The following is a 15,561-nucleotide window of genomic DNA, read 5'->3' as shown; positions in this document are numbered from 1 at the left end:
TTCCGGGGCGGCAGCGTCACGACACGGCGGCCGGGGCGGCGGCCCGCAACGCCGCTTCGACCCGGCGGTTGCTGGTCATGGACGCCGTGACGGCGGTCATCGCCAGTAGGAGGATGGCCGCGGCGTAGAGCGGGGTGCGGACGTCGTAGGTGGCGGCCAGCCAGCCGCCGAGGAAGGCCCCGAGCGGGGCGGCGCACATGGCCAGCATCCGGGAGGTGGAGGCGACCCGGCCCATGAGGTGGGCCGGGACGATGGCCTGCCGGAGGGAGGGTCCGAGCACCATCGTGGCGCCCATGCCGGCCCCGCACACGGCGAGCGCCAGCCCGGCCAGGTACGGGTTCGAAGCGGTGGCCAGGCCCAGGATGGCGAGCCCCTCGACGGCGGCCGTGCAGGTCAGCGCGGTGCCGGTGCCCAGGCGCCTGCCCAGCGGGGAGGCGATGGCCGCACCGAGCAGGCCGCCGGTGGCCTCCGCCGTGAGGAGCAGGCCGAAGCCGGCGGTGCCGATGCCGAGGCGGTCGTGCGCGAAGAGGGCGAGAACGGTTTCCACGGCGAGGAAGGCGACGTTCCCGACCGCCGGGCGGAGCGCGAGCCCGAGCAGCACGCGGTCCCGGAAGACGTAGGAGGCGCCGGCCCGCGCCTGCCGGAGCAGCGACTCGCGGACCTCCGGCACGGGCCTGGGCATGGCGGGCAGCGTCCGCACGAGCAGTGCGGAGAACAGGAACGACACCGCGTCGGCGACCAGCGGGACGGCCCGCCCGAGCGCGAGCAGCGCACTGCCCGCGGGCGGTCCCGCGAAGCCGGACATGGCGGTCTGGGCGCCACGCAACCGGGAGTTGGCCCGCTCCAGGAGCGCGGGGTCGCGGCGGAGCAGGTCCGGCAGGTAGGCCGAGGCCGCCGTGTCGAAGAAGAGCCCGCCGAGGCCGAGCAGGAAAGCGACGATCGCGAGCAGCGGGATGGACAGCAGGTCGAACACCGCCGCCGCGGCGGGGACCGCGAGCAGCACCGCGCGTGCCGCGTCCGCGACCCACATCGTGCGGCGCCGGTCCCAGCGGTCCACCAGCGCACCGCCGAGCACCCCGAAGAGCAGCCACGGCAGCGTTCCCGCGGCCGTCACGACGGCGAGCGCCATCGGCTCCCGTGTCAGCGTCAACGCGATTAGCGGCAACGCGGCGTGCGTGACCCCGTCGCCGAGCGAGGAGATCGTCTGCGCGGTCCACAGCCGGCCGAACCCGGTCGGCAGCGTCTTCCGGACGTCCGAGGTCATCTGGCGCCTCCTTCGGGCTTGGCGCCCTGCGCCGGGTGGAACAACGCGAAGACGAGCGAGGTGTCCGGCAGCGACGGATCGGACAGCTTCCGGTACTCGTCCGCCAGCGCGTGCAGCCGCGCTCCCAGCTCCGCGAACTGCTCGTCGGTGAGCCGCAGGTGCGCCATCCGCACGTGCCGCTCGCCGTCCGCGGGCGATGCCTCCAGGTCCGCCACGGCGTGCCGCATCAGCACGTCCGGCCCGCCCTCGCCCGGATCAGGCAGCTCGATGCTCCGCGCGGTCATCGCGTAGTACCGCTCGACGACCCCCCGGACCTTGCGCGTCCGCACGACCTTCACCAGGCCGGCCTTCTCCAGGAGCCGCACGTGGTAGCTGGAACTCCCCTTCGCCAGACCGACCCGCTCGGCGATCTGCGTGATCGTGGCCGGCTCGAAGCGGAGCACGGCCATGATCCGGTGGCGCGTCAGGTTGGACACGGCGCGCAGTTGTTCGTCGGTGGTGACGCGGAACGTCTCGGACTGATCATCGGCAGGCATGCCAGCAATGGTCAACGAATCTTGACCATTGCGCAAGGGGAAAAATTAGGGTTGAGCGGAACACGCTCAAGTTTGTTGACGTTGTAGATGTCGAGGGACCTGGAGGAAGGTCTCCGGCAGGCATGCGACATGGAGTGTGGGATGGACGCTTTCAACCCGACGACGAAGACCCAGCAGGCGATCTCGTCGGCGGCGCAGGCGGCGACCGTGGCGGGCAACCCCAGCGTCACCGCCGCACACCTGCTCGGCGCGCTGCTGGCGCAGGGCGACGGGCTGGCCGGCCCGCTGCTGACGGCGGTCGGCGCCGATCCGCGGCAGGTGCACAAGGAGCTGGAGCCGATCACGCAGGGGCTGCCCTCCGCGACCGGCGCGACCGTGTCCACTCCGCAGTTCGACCCGCCCGCGGTGAAGTCGCTGACGCACGCCCAGAAGCTCGCGACCGAGCTCGGTGACGAGTACGTCTCCACCGAGCACCTGATGGTCGGCCTCGCCGCGGAGGGCGGCCAGGTGGCGGACCTGCTCAAGCGGCACGGCGCCACCCCGGACGCGCTGCGCGAGGCGTTCACCAAGGTGCGCGGCTCGGCCCGCATCACCAGCCCCGACCCCGAGGGCACGTTCAAGGCGCTGGAGAAGTACGGCGTCGACCTGACCGACCGCGCCCGCAAGGGCGAGCTGGACCCGGTGATCGGCCGCGACGCGGAGATCCGCCGCGTGGTCCAGGTGCTGTCGCGGCGCACCAAGAACAACCCCGTCCTGATCGGCGAGCCGGGCGTCGGCAAGACCGCGATCGTCGAGGGCCTCGCCCAGCGGATCGTGGCCGGCGACGTGCCGGAGTCGTTGCGCGGCAAGCGGGTCGTGGCGCTGGACCTGGGTTCGATGGTCGCGGGCGCGAAGTACCGCGGCGAGTTCGAGGAGCGGCTCAAGGCCGTCCTCAAGGAGATCACCGAGTCGGCCGGCCAGGTCATCACGTTCATCGACGAGCTGCACACCATCGTCGGCGCGGGGGCGACCGGCGAGGGCGCGATGGACGCCGGGAACATGATCAAGCCGATGCTCGCCCGCGGTGAGCTGCGCATGGTCGGCGCCACCACGCTCGACGAGTACCGCCAGCACATCGAGAAGGACGCGGCCCTGGAGCGGCGCTTCCAGCAGGTGCTGGTCGGCGAACCGTCGGTCGAGGACACCATCGGCATCCTGCGTGGCCTCAAGGAGCGCTACGAGGTGCACCACGGTGTCCGCATCACCGACGCCGCGCTGGTGTCGGCCGCGACGCTGTCCGACCGCTACATCACCGCGCGCTTCCTCCCGGACAAGGCGATCGACCTGGTCGACGAGGCCGCTTCCCGGCTGCGCATGGAGATCGACTCCCGCCCCGTCGAGATCGACGAGGTCGAGCGCGCCGTGCGGCGCCTGGAGATCGAGGAGATGGCGCTGTCCAAGGAGGAGGACCCGGCCTCGATCGAGCGGCTGGCCGCGCTGCGCGCCGAGCTGGCCGAGAAGCGCGAGGAGCTCTCCGCGCTGACCGCCCGGTGGCAGAACGAGAAGGGCTCGATCGAGAAGGTCCGCGAGCTGAAGGAGCAGCTGGAGCAGCTGCGTGGCGAGGCCGACCGGGCCGAGCGCGACGCCGACCTGGGCCGCGCCGCCGAGCTGCGCTACGGCAAGATCCCGGCGCTGGAGAAGGACCTGGAAGCCGCGCAGCGCAACACCGCGAACAGCTCGTCCGGCGCCGACGTCATGCTGAAGGAAGAGGTCGGCGCGGACGACGTGGCCGACGTGGTGAGCGCGTGGACCGGCATCCCGGCCGGCCGCCTGCTCGAAGGCGAGACCGGCAAGCTGCTTCGCATGGAGGAGGAGCTGGGCAGGCGGGTCGTCGGCCAGCGCGAAGCGGTCCAGGCGGTGTCGGACGCGGTGCGCCGCACGCGCGCCGGTGTCGCGGACCCGGACCGGCCGACCGGCTCGTTCCTGTTCCTCGGCCCGACCGGCGTCGGCAAGACCGAACTGGCCAAGGCGCTGGCGGAGTTCCTGTTCGACGACGAGCGCGCGATGACCCGCATCGACATGAGCGAGTACAGCGAGAAGCACAGCGTCGCGCGGCTGGTCGGCGCTCCCCCGGGGTACGTCGGCTACGACCAGGGCGGTCAGCTGACCGAGGCCGTCCGGCGGCGGCCGTACTCGGTGGTGCTGCTGGACGAGGTCGAGAAGGCGCACCCGGACGTGTTCGACGTGCTGCTGCAGGTGCTCGACGACGGGCGGCTGACCGACGGCCAGGGCCGCACGGTCGACTTCCGCAACACGATCCTGATCCTGACCTCGAACCTCGGTTCGCAGGCGATCGCGGACGCCTCCCTGGACGAGCAGCAGCGGCGGGACGCGGTGTTGTCCACGGTGCAGCGGCACTTCAAGCCGGAGTTCCTGAACCGGCTGGACGACATCGTGGTGTTCCACTCGCTCGACACCGAGCAGCTGACGTCCATTGTGGACATCCAGGTGGCGAAGCTGGCCACCCGGCTGGCGCAGCGCCGCCTGACGCTGGACGTCACCCCCGGCGCCCGCGACTGGCTCGCGCTGAACGGGTTCGACCCGATCTACGGCGCCCGTCCGCTGCGCAGGCTGGTGCAGTCGGCGATCGGCGACCAGCTGGCGAAGAAGCTGCTGGCAGGCGAGGTCCGAGACGGTGACACGGTGCGCGTGGACGTGCCGGACCTGAACGCGGGCGACACGCTCGTGGTCACCCGGGCGGACTAACGGGTTGCGACACGGGCCGCTGACCTTGGTTCAGCGGCCCGGCGCGCTACCCTCACCCTCGTGGGTATTCCGGCGTGGGTCTGGTTCGTCATCGCCGCCGTCGCACTGGTGGCGGGGCTGCTGCTGCTCGCCGTCGACCGGACCAGGGAGGGCTCCCGCAACCGGGAGCGGATGCGCTGGTCCGACCTGCGCGGATGGCAGTTCGTGGAGGAGGACGAGCGGCTCGTCCGGCAGTGGTCCGGCGGCGCGCTCGGGTACTTCCGCGCCGAGACGGCGGTCAACGTCGTCGTCGGCTCGACCTTCACCGCCGACGGCCGCCGCCCGGTGTTCGTGTTCGACATCGAGGCCGACGGCCAGATCCCGGCGGTCGTGGTCGCCGTGCGCTGCAACCGCGTGCACCCGGTGCTCGTCGAGCTGTGGCTGGCGAGCGTGCCGTTCCAGCGCGCGGACATGCCGGAGCTGCTCGGTCCGGTGGGCCAGCGCTACGCGTTCGCCGACGACCCCGAAGGCGCCCGCGCGGTCATCACCCAGGAACTCGTGGACGCCGCCGACGCGCTCGGCGGCGACGTCGGCGTCGCGTGGCTGGAGAACGAGTGGGTGCTCGCCAGCGTCGCGCCGCAGGCCGGGCCGTCCCGGCTGGAGCGCCTGCTCCGCGACCTCGGCGAGATCGCCGACATCGTGGACCCGTTCGACGAGGAGTACCCGGCGGCCGGTCGTCACTGGCAGCCCGGCCAGTCCGAGCAGCCGGGCTTGAGCACGCCGCCGCCGGCCGGGCCCGCCCAGTGAGCACCGCGGTCGTCACCGGCGCGACCGCCGGGATCGGCGCCGCGTTCGCGCGCCGGCTCGCCGAGGAGGGTTACGACCTGGTCCTCGTCGCCCGCAACGCGGAGCGGCTGGAAGCGCTTGCCGGCGAGCTGTCGCGGCGGCACCGGATCAAGGCGGTCACGTTGCCCGCGGACCTCGCGTCGGCGGAGGGCCGGGCGGCCGTCGAGGAGCGGCTGGCCGCGGAGCCGGTCGACATGCTGGTCAACAACGCCGGGTTCGGCCTGGCCGGCGAGTTCTGGACCGCGCCGGTGGACGAGCTGCAGGCGCAGCTGGACGTGAACGTGACCGCCGTGCTGCGGCTGACCCGCGCGGCCCTGCCCGGCATGATCGAGCGCGGCCGCGGCGACATCATCAACGTGTCCAGCGTGGCCGGTTTCTTCTCCGGCCGCGGCTCGACGTACACCGCGAGCAAGAACTGGGTCACCTCGTTCACCGAGGGCATCGCGGCGGCGCTGCCTGCCGGCATTCGGATGACCGCGCTGTGCCCGGGTTTCACCGAGACCGAGTTCCACGAGCGGGCCGGGCTGGAGAAGCCGGGCCCGAAGGCGTTCTGGCTCAAGGCCGACCGGGTGGTCGCCGAGGGCCTGGCCGACCTGCGGCGCGGGAAGGTCATCTCCATCCCGTCACCCCAGTACAAGGCGATCGTCGCCATCGGCGGCCTGCTGCCGCGCGGCCTGCTCCGCCGGATCTCCAGCCTCGTCGCGGGGCGCGACCGCACCTGAGCCGCACCTCTCAACGCGCGGCGCCGTAGTCCTCGACGCGGGCCAGAGCCCGCACGCCCAGGCGGGACTGGGGAACCAGGGTTCTCGCCGCCCTGAGCGCCGCCGCGCGGCTGCCCCGCACGTGCTCCGCCATCGCCCGCTCGTACGCGGAGAAGGCGCGCTCGTGGTCGCCGCCCGCCCGCGCCAGCTCTCCCGCGAGGACGTGGTGCTGCCACCGACGGCCGGGCCGGGACAGTAGCCCGCGTCGCCGACGAGCGTCACCCTCCCCCGGGACCAGGTTTCCATGCGGAGCCGGGTGATCGAGTCGAAGTCGACCTCGGCCTGATCGACCGCGTGCTCACCTGGCGCGATCGGCTGGTGAGGCTGCTGCAAGGTCCCGAGCCCACCCTGGAGCAGGCCGCCCGCGCGGTGATCGCGTTCGGCGGGATCCAGGACTGCACCGTCCAGTTCCCCGATGTGCCCCAGGACTCGTTGCGCCGCGTTGCCGTGGACGGCGCGTGCGCGGTCCTGGGGCTCGGGACCTGACCCGCTTCACAGGCTGTGCGCGTGGATGTCGCCGTAGTCCGTGGTCGCGCGGATCGTCAGCCCGGCGGTCCCGTCGTTGCGGACCGCGTTGCGGATCCGGCCGAAGCTGGTGCCCGTGTCCAGCGAGGCGGAAACCCCCGCGGCGGCGCCGATCGACACGTCACCGGCCTCGGTGCGGAGCACGACCTCGCCGCGCTCGGCCTCGGCGATGCGGATGTCGCCCTTGCGGGTGCTGATCCGCGCGGAGCCGGTCAGGCGGCCGACCGTGACGTCGCCTGCCTGCGTGTCGACCCGGACGGCCGCCGCCTCGTCGAGTTCGACCTCGCCGTGCGCGCCCTCGACGACGACCTCGCCGAGCCGCCCGGTGCCCCGCAGATCGAGGCCGGCGCCGGTCGCCTCGACGCGCGACCCCGCGGGCAGCTGTACCGTCACCGCGACGAAGCCGGAGCTGCCGAGGACCTGGTTCCCGGCCGGGCCGGCGATCCGCAGCACGCCGTCGGCGTAGGCCACGGTCGTCTGCTCGGCCGCCCGCACGTCACGCCTCTTCGCGGCGTCCCCCGGCCGGACCTCGACGGTGGTGTCGGCCCGGTCGGCGGCCACGAACCGGATGCTCCCGGCGGGAATGTCGGCGACGGCGGCGATCGGGGCGGCGGTGCCGAAGTTCTGCATCGTGCTCTCCTGTGCTCGTTGTTCCTGCTGTCGAGGACAACTTTCGCCGGGAGCGCTGACACCGGGCCGCCACCGCGCTGACGCCGCCGCTGACACCTACGCGAACTTCTCCGCCACGGCGCGTATCGAGGCCTCCGACCAGGTGAGCTCACCGGACCGGAGCGCCGCCAGCAGGCGGTCGACCCACTTCAGCTCCGCCTCGCGAACGGCGATCGAGTACTCCTCGTCCTCCGGGAACTCGCGCGCTGGTCTGCCGAGCATCTCCGCGGTCCAGTCGCGGAGGGCCGCCCGGCCGGCGTCGGTGATCTCGTAGACGGTGCGCTCGGGACGGCGCTCGTCGCGCTCGGTCTCCCGGATGGCGATCAGCTCTGCGCGCAACAGGCGGTCGATGGTCTGATACACGCTGTTGCGCTGCGCAACGTTCGCGATCCGGTCCTTGCCGCGCTCCTTGATCAGCTCGCGCATGCGGTACGGGTGCATTGGCTGCTCAGCCAGCAGGAGAGCAGCACGAGTGCCAGCACGGACCGGCGGTGGCAGTCAACGGCATCGCGGCGCTCGGCGCCCTCGACTTGCAGGCGGTGGTGCGCGACAAGGGGTTCGCGACCACGAAAATGTCCATCGGCATGGGCGGGAAGAAACCCATGGCCGAGTTCGGCTTCGGCGCCGCGTTGCCCGACGGGACCGGCACGCACACCATCAGGCGGGCCGATCTCTACGACTCGCTGCGCGACGAGGCGGTGCGGCGCGGCGTACCGACCGAGTACGGCAAGCGGCTGGTCGCCGCCGCCCCGGAGGCCGGCGGCGTGACGGCCACCTTCGCCGACGGCAGCACCGCGCACGCCGACCTGCTGATCGGCGCCGACGGCCTGCGCTCGACCGTACGCACGATCATCGATCCCGGGGCGCCGCCGCCACGGTACGTGCCATTGCTCAACACCGGGGCTACGCCAGGGGGCTGCGGCTCGACGTCGAGCCCGGCGAGATGCACATGGTGTTCGGACGCGGCTGCTTCTACTCCTACATCGTCCACCCCGACGGCGACGTGTGGTGGTTCGCGAACCCGCGCCAGCCTCGGGAGCAGACACGCGAAGAACTAGCCGCCGTCACCGCGGAAGAGTGGCGCGCCCGGCTCCTCGACCTCTTCGCCGAGGACGACGGTCCCGCCCGCGATCTCGTGACCGCCACCGACGAGCTCTTCGCGGGCTGGAACACCTACGACTTCCCGAAGGTGCCGGTCTGGCACCGGAACCGCATGATCATCGTCGGCGACGCGGCGCACGCCACCTCACCGGCTTCGGGCCAGGGCGCGTCGATGGCCATCGAAGACGCGGTCGTGCTCGCGAAGTGCCTGCGCGACGCCGGCGACGTGCACGACGCGTTCACCACGTACGAATCCCTGCGCCGCCACCGGGTGGAACGCGTGGTGGCGCAGGGCAAGCGCAATGGCGACGGCAAGACACTCGGTCCGGTGATGCGGCACCTGCTCCCGTTGCTGTTCAAGCTGTACCGGCCGGGACCGGAAGCAATGGACTGGCTGTACGGACACCGCATCGACTGGGACTCGCCGGTCAGCCCATGCTCTTCTGGCCGTCCAGCGACTCGCGGATGATGTCGGCGTGACCGGCGTGCTGGGCGGTCTCGGCGACGATGTGCATGATCGCGCGACGGTTCGACCACTCCGTGTCGGTGAACCACGGCGCCTTCGGCAGCTCGTGGCTCGCGTTCAGGTCGACGGTGGCGACCAGCTCGTCGGTGCGGCGCGCGACCGCTTCGTACTCGGCGATCACGCCGGCCAGCGTCTCGTCCGGCAGCAGCTTGAACTCGTTCTCCCGCTGCTTGAAGTCCTCCTCCGTCATCTCCTCGAAGTTCGGCATCGCGGGAGCGCCCTCGACGAGGAAGTTCGCCCACCCGCGCTCGACCGAGGTCACGTGCTTGATCAGCCCGCCGAGGCACAGCTCGCTCGCCGTGGTGCGCTGCCGGGCCTGGTCGTCGGTCAGGCCGCGCGTGGTGAAGGTCAGGAAGAACCGGTGCTTCGCCAGCATGGCCAGCAGGTCCGCGCGCTCGCCGGTGACGGTCTCGGTGGAGGTCATTTCGGAGTCCCTTCGTCGTCGTTGAGACCAAGGTAGAACGCCTTGCGGCCACTTTTTGACCGCAATTGCGCGAGAATCGGGAACATGGCGAACACGAGCTCGCGGACGCTGCGGTTGCTGTCCCTGCTGCAGACCCACCGGTACTGGCCGGGCAGTGAACTGGCCGAGCGGCTGGGCGTCTCGCCGCGCACCCTGCGCCGGGACATCGACCGGCTGCGCGAGCTGGGCTACCCGGTGGAGGCGCAGCGCGGTGTCGACGGCGGCTACCAGCTCGCCGCGGGCGCGTCGCTGCCGCCGCTCGTGGTGGACGACGAAGAGGCGGTGGCCCTGACCGTCGGGCTCCAGACGGCAGCGCAGAGCTCGGTCGACGGCATCGCCGAGTCGTCGGTGCGGGTACTGGCGAAGGTCGTGCAGGTGATGCCGGCCCGGCTGCGCCGCCGGGTCGACGCGCTGCGGGCGATGACCGTGCCGGCGACCTGGCCCGGCGCGTCCGCGCCCCGGATCGACCCCGGCCTGCTCACCACGATCGCGCTGGCCTGCCGGGACAGCGAACGCATCCGCTTCGGCTACACCGACGCCGGGGGCCGCGAGTCCGAGCGGGAGGTCGAGCCGCTGCGGCTGGTCCCGCTCGGGCGGCAGTGGTACCTGGTCGCCTACGACCTCACCCGGCACGCGTGGCGCAACTTCCGCATCGACCGGATCAGCGGTCCACGCGGCACCGGCGCCCGGTTCCGGCCACGCGAACTGCCCACCGCCGACGCCGCCGAGTTCGTCCGCAGCTCGCTCGGCGCGCTGCCGCAGCCGTACGAGGTCGAAGTCGTCGTCGACGTCCCGGCGGCGGTGGCGCGCGAGCGGATCGGCCGGTGGGGCACGGTCGAGGAGGTCGACGAAGGCCGGTGCCGGGTGCGGATGACGACCGCCTCCCTGGACTGGCCCGCGCTGGCGCTGGGTTCGCTGTGCGCCGAGTTCCGCGTGGTCGGGCCGCCGGAGCTGCGTGATCAGCTGCGGGAGTGGGCAGGCCGGTTCAGCCGGGCCTGATCGCCGCGGCGGGCGTGCACGAAGACCGTCAGCGTGGCGGCCAGGAACACGACCTGCATGAGCGTGCGCGGGACGATCTGGTCGTCCCACGCGGTGAGCACGCCGCTCTGCACCGCGTAGACGTTCGCCGGGAACATCAGCACGAGCATGGCGGTCAGCCCGGCCGCGGCCCACGGGGCGGTGCGCGGCCACAGCACACCGACGGCGCCGGCGAGCTCCAGGACTCCGGTGACGGTCACCAGCAGGGCAGGCGCGGGCAGCGCCGGCGGGACCATGTCGATGAGCTGCTCCCGCATGCCCACGAAGTGCGAGATGCCGGTCGCGGTGAACATCGCGGCGACGCCGCCGCGCACGGCCATCGGCCACGGTCTGAGCCACCGGACCCCGGCCGCGCCGGCGAGCGCGAGGACCAGCGTGACGACGACCAGGATGATCAGCGGTGCCATGGGTCTCCTCCACATCTTGTCAGTGACAAGATTCCTCCCGCGCCCGCATCTTGTCAATGGAAAGATATGCTGGAGGCATGGCTGAGCGCTCCTACCACCACGGCGACCTGCGGCGCGCGATCCTCGAAGCCGCCGCCGAGACGATCGGCGAGCACGGTGTCGCGGCCCTGAGCCTGCGCGAGGTGGCGCGACGGGCCGGCGTGTCCCACGCGGCGCCGGTGCACCACTTCCGCGACAAGGCGGGCGTGGTGACCGCGCTGGCGACCGAGGGGTACGACCTGCTGGCCGACGCCCTCACCGCTGCCCGGGACCAGGGCCTGGTGGAGATCGGCGTCGCGTACGTGCGGTTCGCGGTGGGGCACCGCGCGCACTTCGACGTGATGTTCCGGCCGGACCTGCACCACGCCGAGGACGCGGACCTGCTGGCGGCGCGGCAGCGGGCGTGGGCGGTGATGGCGGACGCGGTGTCGGAGGGGAAGCTGGCGCAAGTCGCGGCCTGGTCGATCGTGCACGGTTTCGCGACGCTGTGGCTCAGCGGCGCGATGCCGCCCGAGGTGACCGGTGATTTGGAGGCGTCCGCCCGGGCGGTGGCGGAGATGCTGGCTCCCGGGGGTGCGGGTCGGTAGCCGGGGTGGCTGGTGTGCAGGGCCGCGGTCAGTCCGGAGGAGGGGCGGCACCGCGCGGGTGGCGCGGATGGGTAGTTGGAGCGCTGGGCCGCCAAGCGGTGGCGCTCGCGCCGGCGATCCGGCCCGGTGGCGAATTGCCGGTGCCCGCCACGCCGGTGGCGGGCGCGGCGCCGGTGGTGTGCGGGCGCCGCAGGGTCAGTAGTCGGAGTGCCGGGCCGCCGTAGCGCTCATGCTGGGCTGCCAGCCGGGCGATACCGGCCCATGCGGCGGGGCGCCGATGCCGCGGCGCGATGCTCGCCACGCCAGCTCGACCGGGCAGCCCCCTGACCGGCCAAGCCGGCTGGCACCCGACGGCCCAGCCGAAGGCCCGAGCCGAAGTGCGATGTCCGCGCGGACAGCTCAACCAAACAGCCACTCGTTGCCGACCAAGCCGGCTGGCACCGACGGCTCGGGCCAACTACCGGAGCCCCGGCGCCGAGGCGCCGTGCCGCAACACGTGCCGCGCGGGCTGCTCAGCGAGGAACCCGCCCGAGCCCCACGCGACTGGGCTCAGTCCGGTAGCCGCGCGCCCTGGCGCTGCAGTTCCTCCCGCACGGCGGCCGCGCTCACCGCACCCCGGGCACTCAGCGCCGCGGCCACTCCGGCCGCGTGGCCGGTCGCGAAGGCCGTCCCCATGGCGCGCAGTGAAGCGCCCGCGCCACGGTCGCCGTCCACGGTCCGGCCCGCGCAGAACAGGTTCGGCGTGTTCCGGCTCCACAGCACGCCGAGCGGGATGCCGTAGTAACCCGGCTCGCCGATGAACCGCCACTCCGACGGCACCCCCACCCCCGGGTGGTACTCGATCGGCCACGCGCCGATCGCCACCGCGTCGTCCGTGGGGGCCGGCGACAGCACGTCCTTCTCGGTCAGCTGGACCCGTCCGACCAGGTGCCGCGACTCGCGCGTGCCCAGTTCCGGGCCCGTGCTGACGATGTAGGCGTCCGCGCACCCCGGCAACGTCCGGATCACCCGCAGGTACGCCGCGGCCTGCCGTCGTGCGCTGCGTTCGGCTCGGCTCGTGTCCGCGGCGTCGCGCGCGTCGTAGCCCTCGTCCGCCAGGTACGTGATCAGGTCGCCGGACACCGGCATCCGCGCGATCAACCCGGATTCCGCCGTCAGGCCGGGCAGACCACGAGCCTTCGCCGCCCGGACCGCCTCCCGCACCGCATCCCGCGAGACCTCGGCGTTCGCCGCGATCCCGCCGAACCGCACACCCAGCGTGCCGTTCTGCACCCAGCCGTCGTTGCCGTACCGCACCTCCGCGCCCGCGTGCTGCGCCAGGTCGGCTTCACCGGTGGCGTCCACGAACACGTCCGCGGAGTACTCGTGCACCCCGGCGTGATCGGCCACCCGCACCGTCCGAACGCGATCGTCCACTCTGGACGCGTCCAGCAGGTGCGAGTGCAGCAGCACGTCCACCCCGGCGGCGTCGCACAGGTCGTCGGCGACCCGCTTCACCGCTTCGGGGTCGAACGCCACCGCCACCGCGGTGAAGCGCGTCGGCTCGCTCACCGCGCCCAGCTCGCGCAGCCCGTCGAGCACCTCGCCCGCCACGCCGAACACCACCTGCTCGCGGTCCTCCCGCGTGAACAACCCGCAGTACGTCACCACGTTCCGCAACGTCGCCGCCCCGCCCAGGCACGGTCCGCGCTCGATCAGCAGCGTCCTGGCCCCGGCCCGCCGCGCGCCGACCGCCGCGGCGATCCCGGCCGAACCGCCACCGGTGACGATCACGTCGTAGTTCACACAGCCTCCTTCTCGCGATCCGGCGCCGGCTGCTGTTCGCGGACGCCGAGCATGAGCAGCGCTCCCACGAGCGGGCCTGCGGCCAGCGTGGCGAACGCCGCGAAGAACGATTGGGTCGCCTGGAACACCGCGCCAAGCACCACCGGCACGACCGTGCTGCCGAGCTGCCAGAACGCGTTCGTCGCACCGGCCGCCGAACCGGCCAGGCCGACCCCGGCGATGCGCGGGATCATCGCGACCATCAGCGGGCTGTAGACGTAGGCCGCGACGCCGAGGAACGGCGCCACCCACAGGAAGCCCGTCAGGCTGTCCCGCGTGCCGAACACCAGCAGCGCCACCACGAACGCGCCGAGCACGACGACGGTCAGCGCCTTCCGCCTGCCGCCGAGCAGGTCGGACACGAACCCGATGCACGGCTTGGCCGCGATGGCGGCGATCCCGAAGATCGCGACCACCCCGCCCGCCTGCACCCCGGTCAGGCCGTTGCCCTTGACCATCAGCGCGTTGGACCAGGTGATGAACCCGTAGGTGCCCCACAGACCGCCGAACCCGGCCAGGCCGAGCAGCCACAGGTCACGCGAGCGGGCCAGCGGGCGCAGGTCCGGCACCGCGCGTTCGGCCACGTCTTCCGTTCGCGTGCGCACCAGGAGCAGGCACAGCACCGCGATGACCATCGAGGCGCCGCCGAACACGTGGTACGACGTCTGCCACCCGGAGGATTCGAGCAGCCGCGGCACGACCGCGTTGGCGATCACCGTGCCGAGCGAGGTCGCGGTCATGAACACGCCCATCGCGAACCCGCGGTCCTTCGGCGTGAACCACTGCGCGATCAGCTTCACGCCGGCCGAGTAGTCGCAGCCGGCGAAGATCCCGACCGCGGCCTGGAACGCGATGCCGACCGGCACGGAGTCGGTCTCGCCGAACAGGATCATGAACCCGCCGGCGAGGAACAGCGACGCGCCCATCACGACCCGCGCGCCGAGCCAGTCGGTGAGGACGCCGCCGGCCGCGTTCGAGATGACGTAGCCGACGTAGTAGCCGGTGGCGAAGACGCCCAGACCGGTGAGCGAGACCCCCAGGTGCTCGCCCACCGCGACCGACGCCGGTCCCCACGTCGACCGGTCCACCGACGTCATCGTGAACGCGGCCCAAGACAGCACCAGCACCACCCAGCGGTACGGGTCCCGGCCGGGAGTTCGACTCATCGTTGAGCGTCCCTTCTCCATTGATGTCCTGCCTCAGAGGCAGGGAGTAGTACACGTGCCTTGACACGTGCCTGTCCAATGCCGGTTAATCAGCCTGGTCATGCCTCACAGGCAGGGGAGAAGCGCGTGGAGCTGCGTCACCTGCGGTACTTCGTCGCCGTCGCGACCGAGGGCTCGCTCACCCGTGCGGCGGAACGGCTGCACCTCACCCAGCCGTCGCTGAGCCGTCAGATCCGGCAGCTCGAACGGGACATCGGGGCGCCGCTGCTGGAGCGCGGGGCGACGGGCACGACGCTCACGCCGGCCGGCGCCGCGCTGCACTCGCACGCGGTGCTCCTGCTGCGCCTGGCGGACGCCACCAGGGAGACCGCGCACGCGGCCGCGGGCCGGTCCCGTGAGGTGGTGGGGATCGGCATCCCGCCCGGGCTGTCCGCGGAGTGGCTGCTGGACACGCTGGCCGCGCTCGACGCGGCGGTCCCGCACGCGGCGGTCGCCCTCACCGAGGCGAGCAGCACCGAGCAGCTCCGGATGGTCCGCGAGGGCAGGCTCGACCTGGGCCTGGTGCACGAGCAGCCGGCCGGCAGCCTGCGGGGCGCGCGGCTGTTCGACCAGCCCTTCGGGGTCGCCGTCCGGCCAGGGCACCCGCTGGCCGACGGGCCGGCGTGCCGGCTGCGGGACCTGGACGGGGTGCGGATCCTCGCCCACGGGAGGCAGCAGGTGCCGGTCGCGCACGACCGCCTGGTCGTCGCGGCGCACGACGCGGGTGTGGTGCCGCTGTGGCAGTTCGCGCAGTTCTCCGAGCACGCGTGGGCATGCGCCGAGGCGACGAAGTCGGACGCCGTGCTGCTGACCGAACACTCCGCGACGCGGCTGCTGCCGGGCTGGCCGTGGCGGCCGGTGGTGGACCCGGCGCTGGAACTGGTGACGTGGCTGGTGTGGCCCCCCTCGACGCGCACCGTGGTGGACGAGGTGGCACGGACGATCAGCGACCGGTGACGCGCGGGAGGCGCGGGGGGCGGGAGCCCGCCACCAGGTCGAGCAGCTCGTTGATCTCCATGGCCCGCACGTTGACCGTCGAGAGCGCA

Annotated in this window: 17 protein-coding genes; 9 read left to right on the top strand and 8 right to left on the bottom strand. The window is 72.6% G+C overall.

Going from position 1 to position 15,561, the window contains the following annotated elements; all coding sequences use genetic code 11:
* Window positions 1-16: 16 nt before the first annotated feature.
* Together ABZ215_RS04025 and ABZ215_RS04020 are read right to left on the bottom strand one after the other, a co-directional pair.
* Window positions 17-1,264, bottom strand: coding sequence for an MFS transporter (locus ABZ215_RS04025; RefSeq protein WP_354947624.1), 1,248 nt, complete (start codon window positions 1,262-1,264; stop codon window positions 17-19).
* Entirely contained in the window at window positions 1,261-1,800 is a 540-nt protein-coding gene (locus ABZ215_RS04020) for a winged helix-turn-helix domain-containing protein (protein WP_020418375.1), read from the bottom strand. Before ABZ215_RS04020 ends, ABZ215_RS04025 begins: the two co-directional genes overlap by 4 nt.
* Before the next feature lie 141 nt (window positions 1,801-1,941).
* Here ABZ215_RS04020 and clpB point away from each other — a divergent pair, with 141 nt between their 5' ends.
* The 4 genes from clpB (at window position 1,942) to ABZ215_RS04000 (ending at window position 6,617) form a co-directional block, all read left to right on the top strand.
* Entirely contained in the window at window positions 1,942-4,545 is a 2,604-nt protein-coding gene (gene clpB, locus ABZ215_RS04015) for an ATP-dependent chaperone ClpB (protein ID WP_020418376.1), read from the top strand.
* Window positions 4,546-4,605: 60 nt separating this feature from the next.
* The gene (locus ABZ215_RS04010) at window positions 4,606-5,331 is read left to right on the top strand and encodes a hypothetical protein (RefSeq protein ID WP_020418377.1); all 726 of its coding nucleotides are present in this window, start codon (window positions 4,606-4,608) and stop codon (window positions 5,329-5,331) included.
* Window positions 5,328-6,092, top strand: a complete 765-nt coding sequence (locus tag ABZ215_RS04005) for an SDR family oxidoreductase (protein WP_354947622.1) — start codon at window positions 5,328-5,330, stop codon at window positions 6,090-6,092. The genes ABZ215_RS04010 and ABZ215_RS04005 overlap by 4 nt, the downstream gene beginning before the upstream one ends.
* Window positions 6,093-6,449: 357 nt before the next feature.
* Window positions 6,450-6,617, top strand: a complete 168-nt coding sequence (locus ABZ215_RS04000) for a hypothetical protein (protein ID WP_354947620.1) — start codon at window positions 6,450-6,452, stop codon at window positions 6,615-6,617.
* A gap of 6 nt (window positions 6,618-6,623) precedes the next feature.
* On the opposite strand, the gene ABZ215_RS03995 is transcribed toward ABZ215_RS04000, so the two are convergent.
* Together ABZ215_RS03995 and ABZ215_RS03990 are read right to left on the bottom strand one after the other, a co-directional pair.
* The gene (locus ABZ215_RS03995) at window positions 6,624-7,286 is read right to left on the bottom strand and encodes a DUF4097 family beta strand repeat-containing protein (RefSeq protein WP_354947618.1); all 663 of its coding nucleotides are present in this window, start codon (window positions 7,284-7,286) and stop codon (window positions 6,624-6,626) included.
* Between the two features lie 96 nt (window positions 7,287-7,382).
* Window positions 7,383-7,751: a helix-turn-helix transcriptional regulator gene (locus tag ABZ215_RS03990; protein ID WP_354947616.1), complete on the bottom strand. Its 369-nt coding sequence runs from the start codon at window positions 7,749-7,751 to the stop codon at window positions 7,383-7,385.
* A gap of 65 nt (window positions 7,752-7,816) precedes the next feature.
* Between ABZ215_RS03990 and ABZ215_RS03985 the strand changes: the two genes are divergently transcribed.
* Window positions 7,817-8,383: an FAD-dependent monooxygenase gene (locus tag ABZ215_RS03985; RefSeq protein ID WP_354947614.1), complete on the top strand. Its 567-nt coding sequence runs from the start codon at window positions 7,817-7,819 to the stop codon at window positions 8,381-8,383.
* Window positions 8,275-8,895 carry an FAD-dependent monooxygenase gene (locus ABZ215_RS03980; protein WP_354947612.1) on the top strand — a complete coding sequence of 207 codons (621 nt, stop codon included), beginning with the start codon at window positions 8,275-8,277 and terminating at the stop codon, window positions 8,893-8,895. The genes ABZ215_RS03985 and ABZ215_RS03980 overlap by 109 nt, the downstream gene beginning before the upstream one ends.
* On the opposite strand, the gene ABZ215_RS03975 is transcribed toward ABZ215_RS03980, so the two are convergent.
* Window positions 8,855-9,376: a DinB family protein gene (locus ABZ215_RS03975; protein ID WP_354947610.1), complete on the bottom strand. Its 522-nt coding sequence runs from the start codon at window positions 9,374-9,376 to the stop codon at window positions 8,855-8,857. The two genes, ABZ215_RS03980 and ABZ215_RS03975, sit on opposite strands and share 41 nt — an antisense overlap.
* Window positions 9,377-9,460: 84 nt before the next feature.
* On the opposite strand from ABZ215_RS03975, the gene ABZ215_RS03970 reads away from it, so the two are divergent.
* On the top strand, window positions 9,461-10,414 hold the full coding sequence (locus tag ABZ215_RS03970; RefSeq protein WP_354708730.1) for a YafY family protein: 954 nt from the start codon (window positions 9,461-9,463) through the stop codon (window positions 10,412-10,414).
* Here the strand turns inward: ABZ215_RS03970 and ABZ215_RS03965 are convergent.
* The gene (locus tag ABZ215_RS03965) at window positions 10,375-10,860 is read right to left on the bottom strand and encodes a DoxX family protein (RefSeq protein WP_354947608.1); all 486 of its coding nucleotides are present in this window, start codon (window positions 10,858-10,860) and stop codon (window positions 10,375-10,377) included. The two genes, ABZ215_RS03970 and ABZ215_RS03965, sit on opposite strands and share 40 nt — an antisense overlap.
* 77 nt (window positions 10,861-10,937) lie before the next feature.
* Between ABZ215_RS03965 and ABZ215_RS03960 the strand changes: the two genes are divergently transcribed.
* Window positions 10,938-11,486 (top strand): TetR/AcrR family transcriptional regulator, encoded by a 549-nt coding sequence (locus ABZ215_RS03960; RefSeq protein ID WP_020418387.1) that lies wholly within the window; start codon window positions 10,938-10,940, stop codon window positions 11,484-11,486.
* A 549-nt stretch (window positions 11,487-12,035) separates the two neighbouring features.
* Here the strand turns inward: ABZ215_RS03960 and ABZ215_RS03955 are convergent.
* Together ABZ215_RS03955 and ABZ215_RS03950 are read right to left on the bottom strand one after the other, a co-directional pair.
* Window positions 12,036-13,271 carry an FAD-dependent oxidoreductase gene (locus tag ABZ215_RS03955; RefSeq protein WP_354947606.1) on the bottom strand — a complete coding sequence of 412 codons (1,236 nt, stop codon included), beginning with the start codon at window positions 13,269-13,271 and terminating at the stop codon, window positions 12,036-12,038.
* On the bottom strand, window positions 13,268-14,476 hold the full coding sequence (locus ABZ215_RS03950; RefSeq protein ID WP_354947604.1) for an MFS transporter: 1,209 nt from the start codon (window positions 14,474-14,476) through the stop codon (window positions 13,268-13,270). The genes ABZ215_RS03955 and ABZ215_RS03950 overlap by 4 nt, the downstream gene beginning before the upstream one ends.
* A 126-nt stretch (window positions 14,477-14,602) precedes the next feature.
* Between ABZ215_RS03950 and ABZ215_RS03945 the strand changes: the two genes are divergently transcribed.
* Window positions 14,603-15,472: a LysR family transcriptional regulator gene (locus ABZ215_RS03945; protein ID WP_354947602.1), complete on the top strand. Its 870-nt coding sequence runs from the start codon at window positions 14,603-14,605 to the stop codon at window positions 15,470-15,472.
* Window positions 15,473-15,561: the final 89 nt, after the last annotated feature.

This window comes from Amycolatopsis sp. NPDC006131, assembly GCF_040614175.1.
GTDB classification, from domain to species: domain Bacteria; phylum Actinomycetota; class Actinomycetes; order Mycobacteriales; family Pseudonocardiaceae; genus Amycolatopsis_E; species Amycolatopsis_E tucumanensis.
The sequence above is the reverse complement of the archived record's forward strand: the minus strand, read 5'-3'. Positions and strand labels throughout refer to the sequence as shown.

Coding starts and splice junctions, on each gene's coding strand:
- ABZ215_RS03995 (WP_354947618.1), bottom strand. CDS start 7,286: ATGCAGAACTTCGGCACCGCCGCCCCGATCGCCGCCGTCGCCGACATT.
- ABZ215_RS03950 (WP_354947604.1), bottom strand. CDS start 14,476: ATGAGTCGAACTCCCGGCCGGGACCCGTACCGCTGGGTGGTGCTGGTG.
- ABZ215_RS04020 (WP_020418375.1), bottom strand. CDS start 1,800: ATGCCTGCCGATGATCAGTCCGAGACGTTCCGCGTCACCACCGACGAA.
- ABZ215_RS04025 (WP_354947624.1), bottom strand. CDS start 1,264: ATGACCTCGGACGTCCGGAAGACGCTGCCGACCGGGTTCGGCCGGCTG.
- ABZ215_RS03975 (WP_354947610.1), bottom strand. CDS start 9,376: ATGACCTCCACCGAGACCGTCACCGGCGAGCGCGCGGACCTGCTGGCC.
- ABZ215_RS03970 (WP_354708730.1), top strand. CDS start 9,461: ATGGCGAACACGAGCTCGCGGACGCTGCGGTTGCTGTCCCTGCTGCAG.
- ABZ215_RS03960 (WP_020418387.1), top strand. CDS start 10,938: ATGGCTGAGCGCTCCTACCACCACGGCGACCTGCGGCGCGCGATCCTC.
- ABZ215_RS03980 (WP_354947612.1), top strand. CDS start 8,275: ATGGTGTTCGGACGCGGCTGCTTCTACTCCTACATCGTCCACCCCGAC.
- ABZ215_RS03965 (WP_354947608.1), bottom strand. CDS start 10,860: ATGGCACCGCTGATCATCCTGGTCGTCGTCACGCTGGTCCTCGCGCTC.
- clpB (WP_020418376.1), top strand. CDS start 1,942: ATGGACGCTTTCAACCCGACGACGAAGACCCAGCAGGCGATCTCGTCG.
- ABZ215_RS03990 (WP_354947616.1), bottom strand. CDS start 7,751: ATGCGCGAGCTGATCAAGGAGCGCGGCAAGGACCGGATCGCGAACGTT.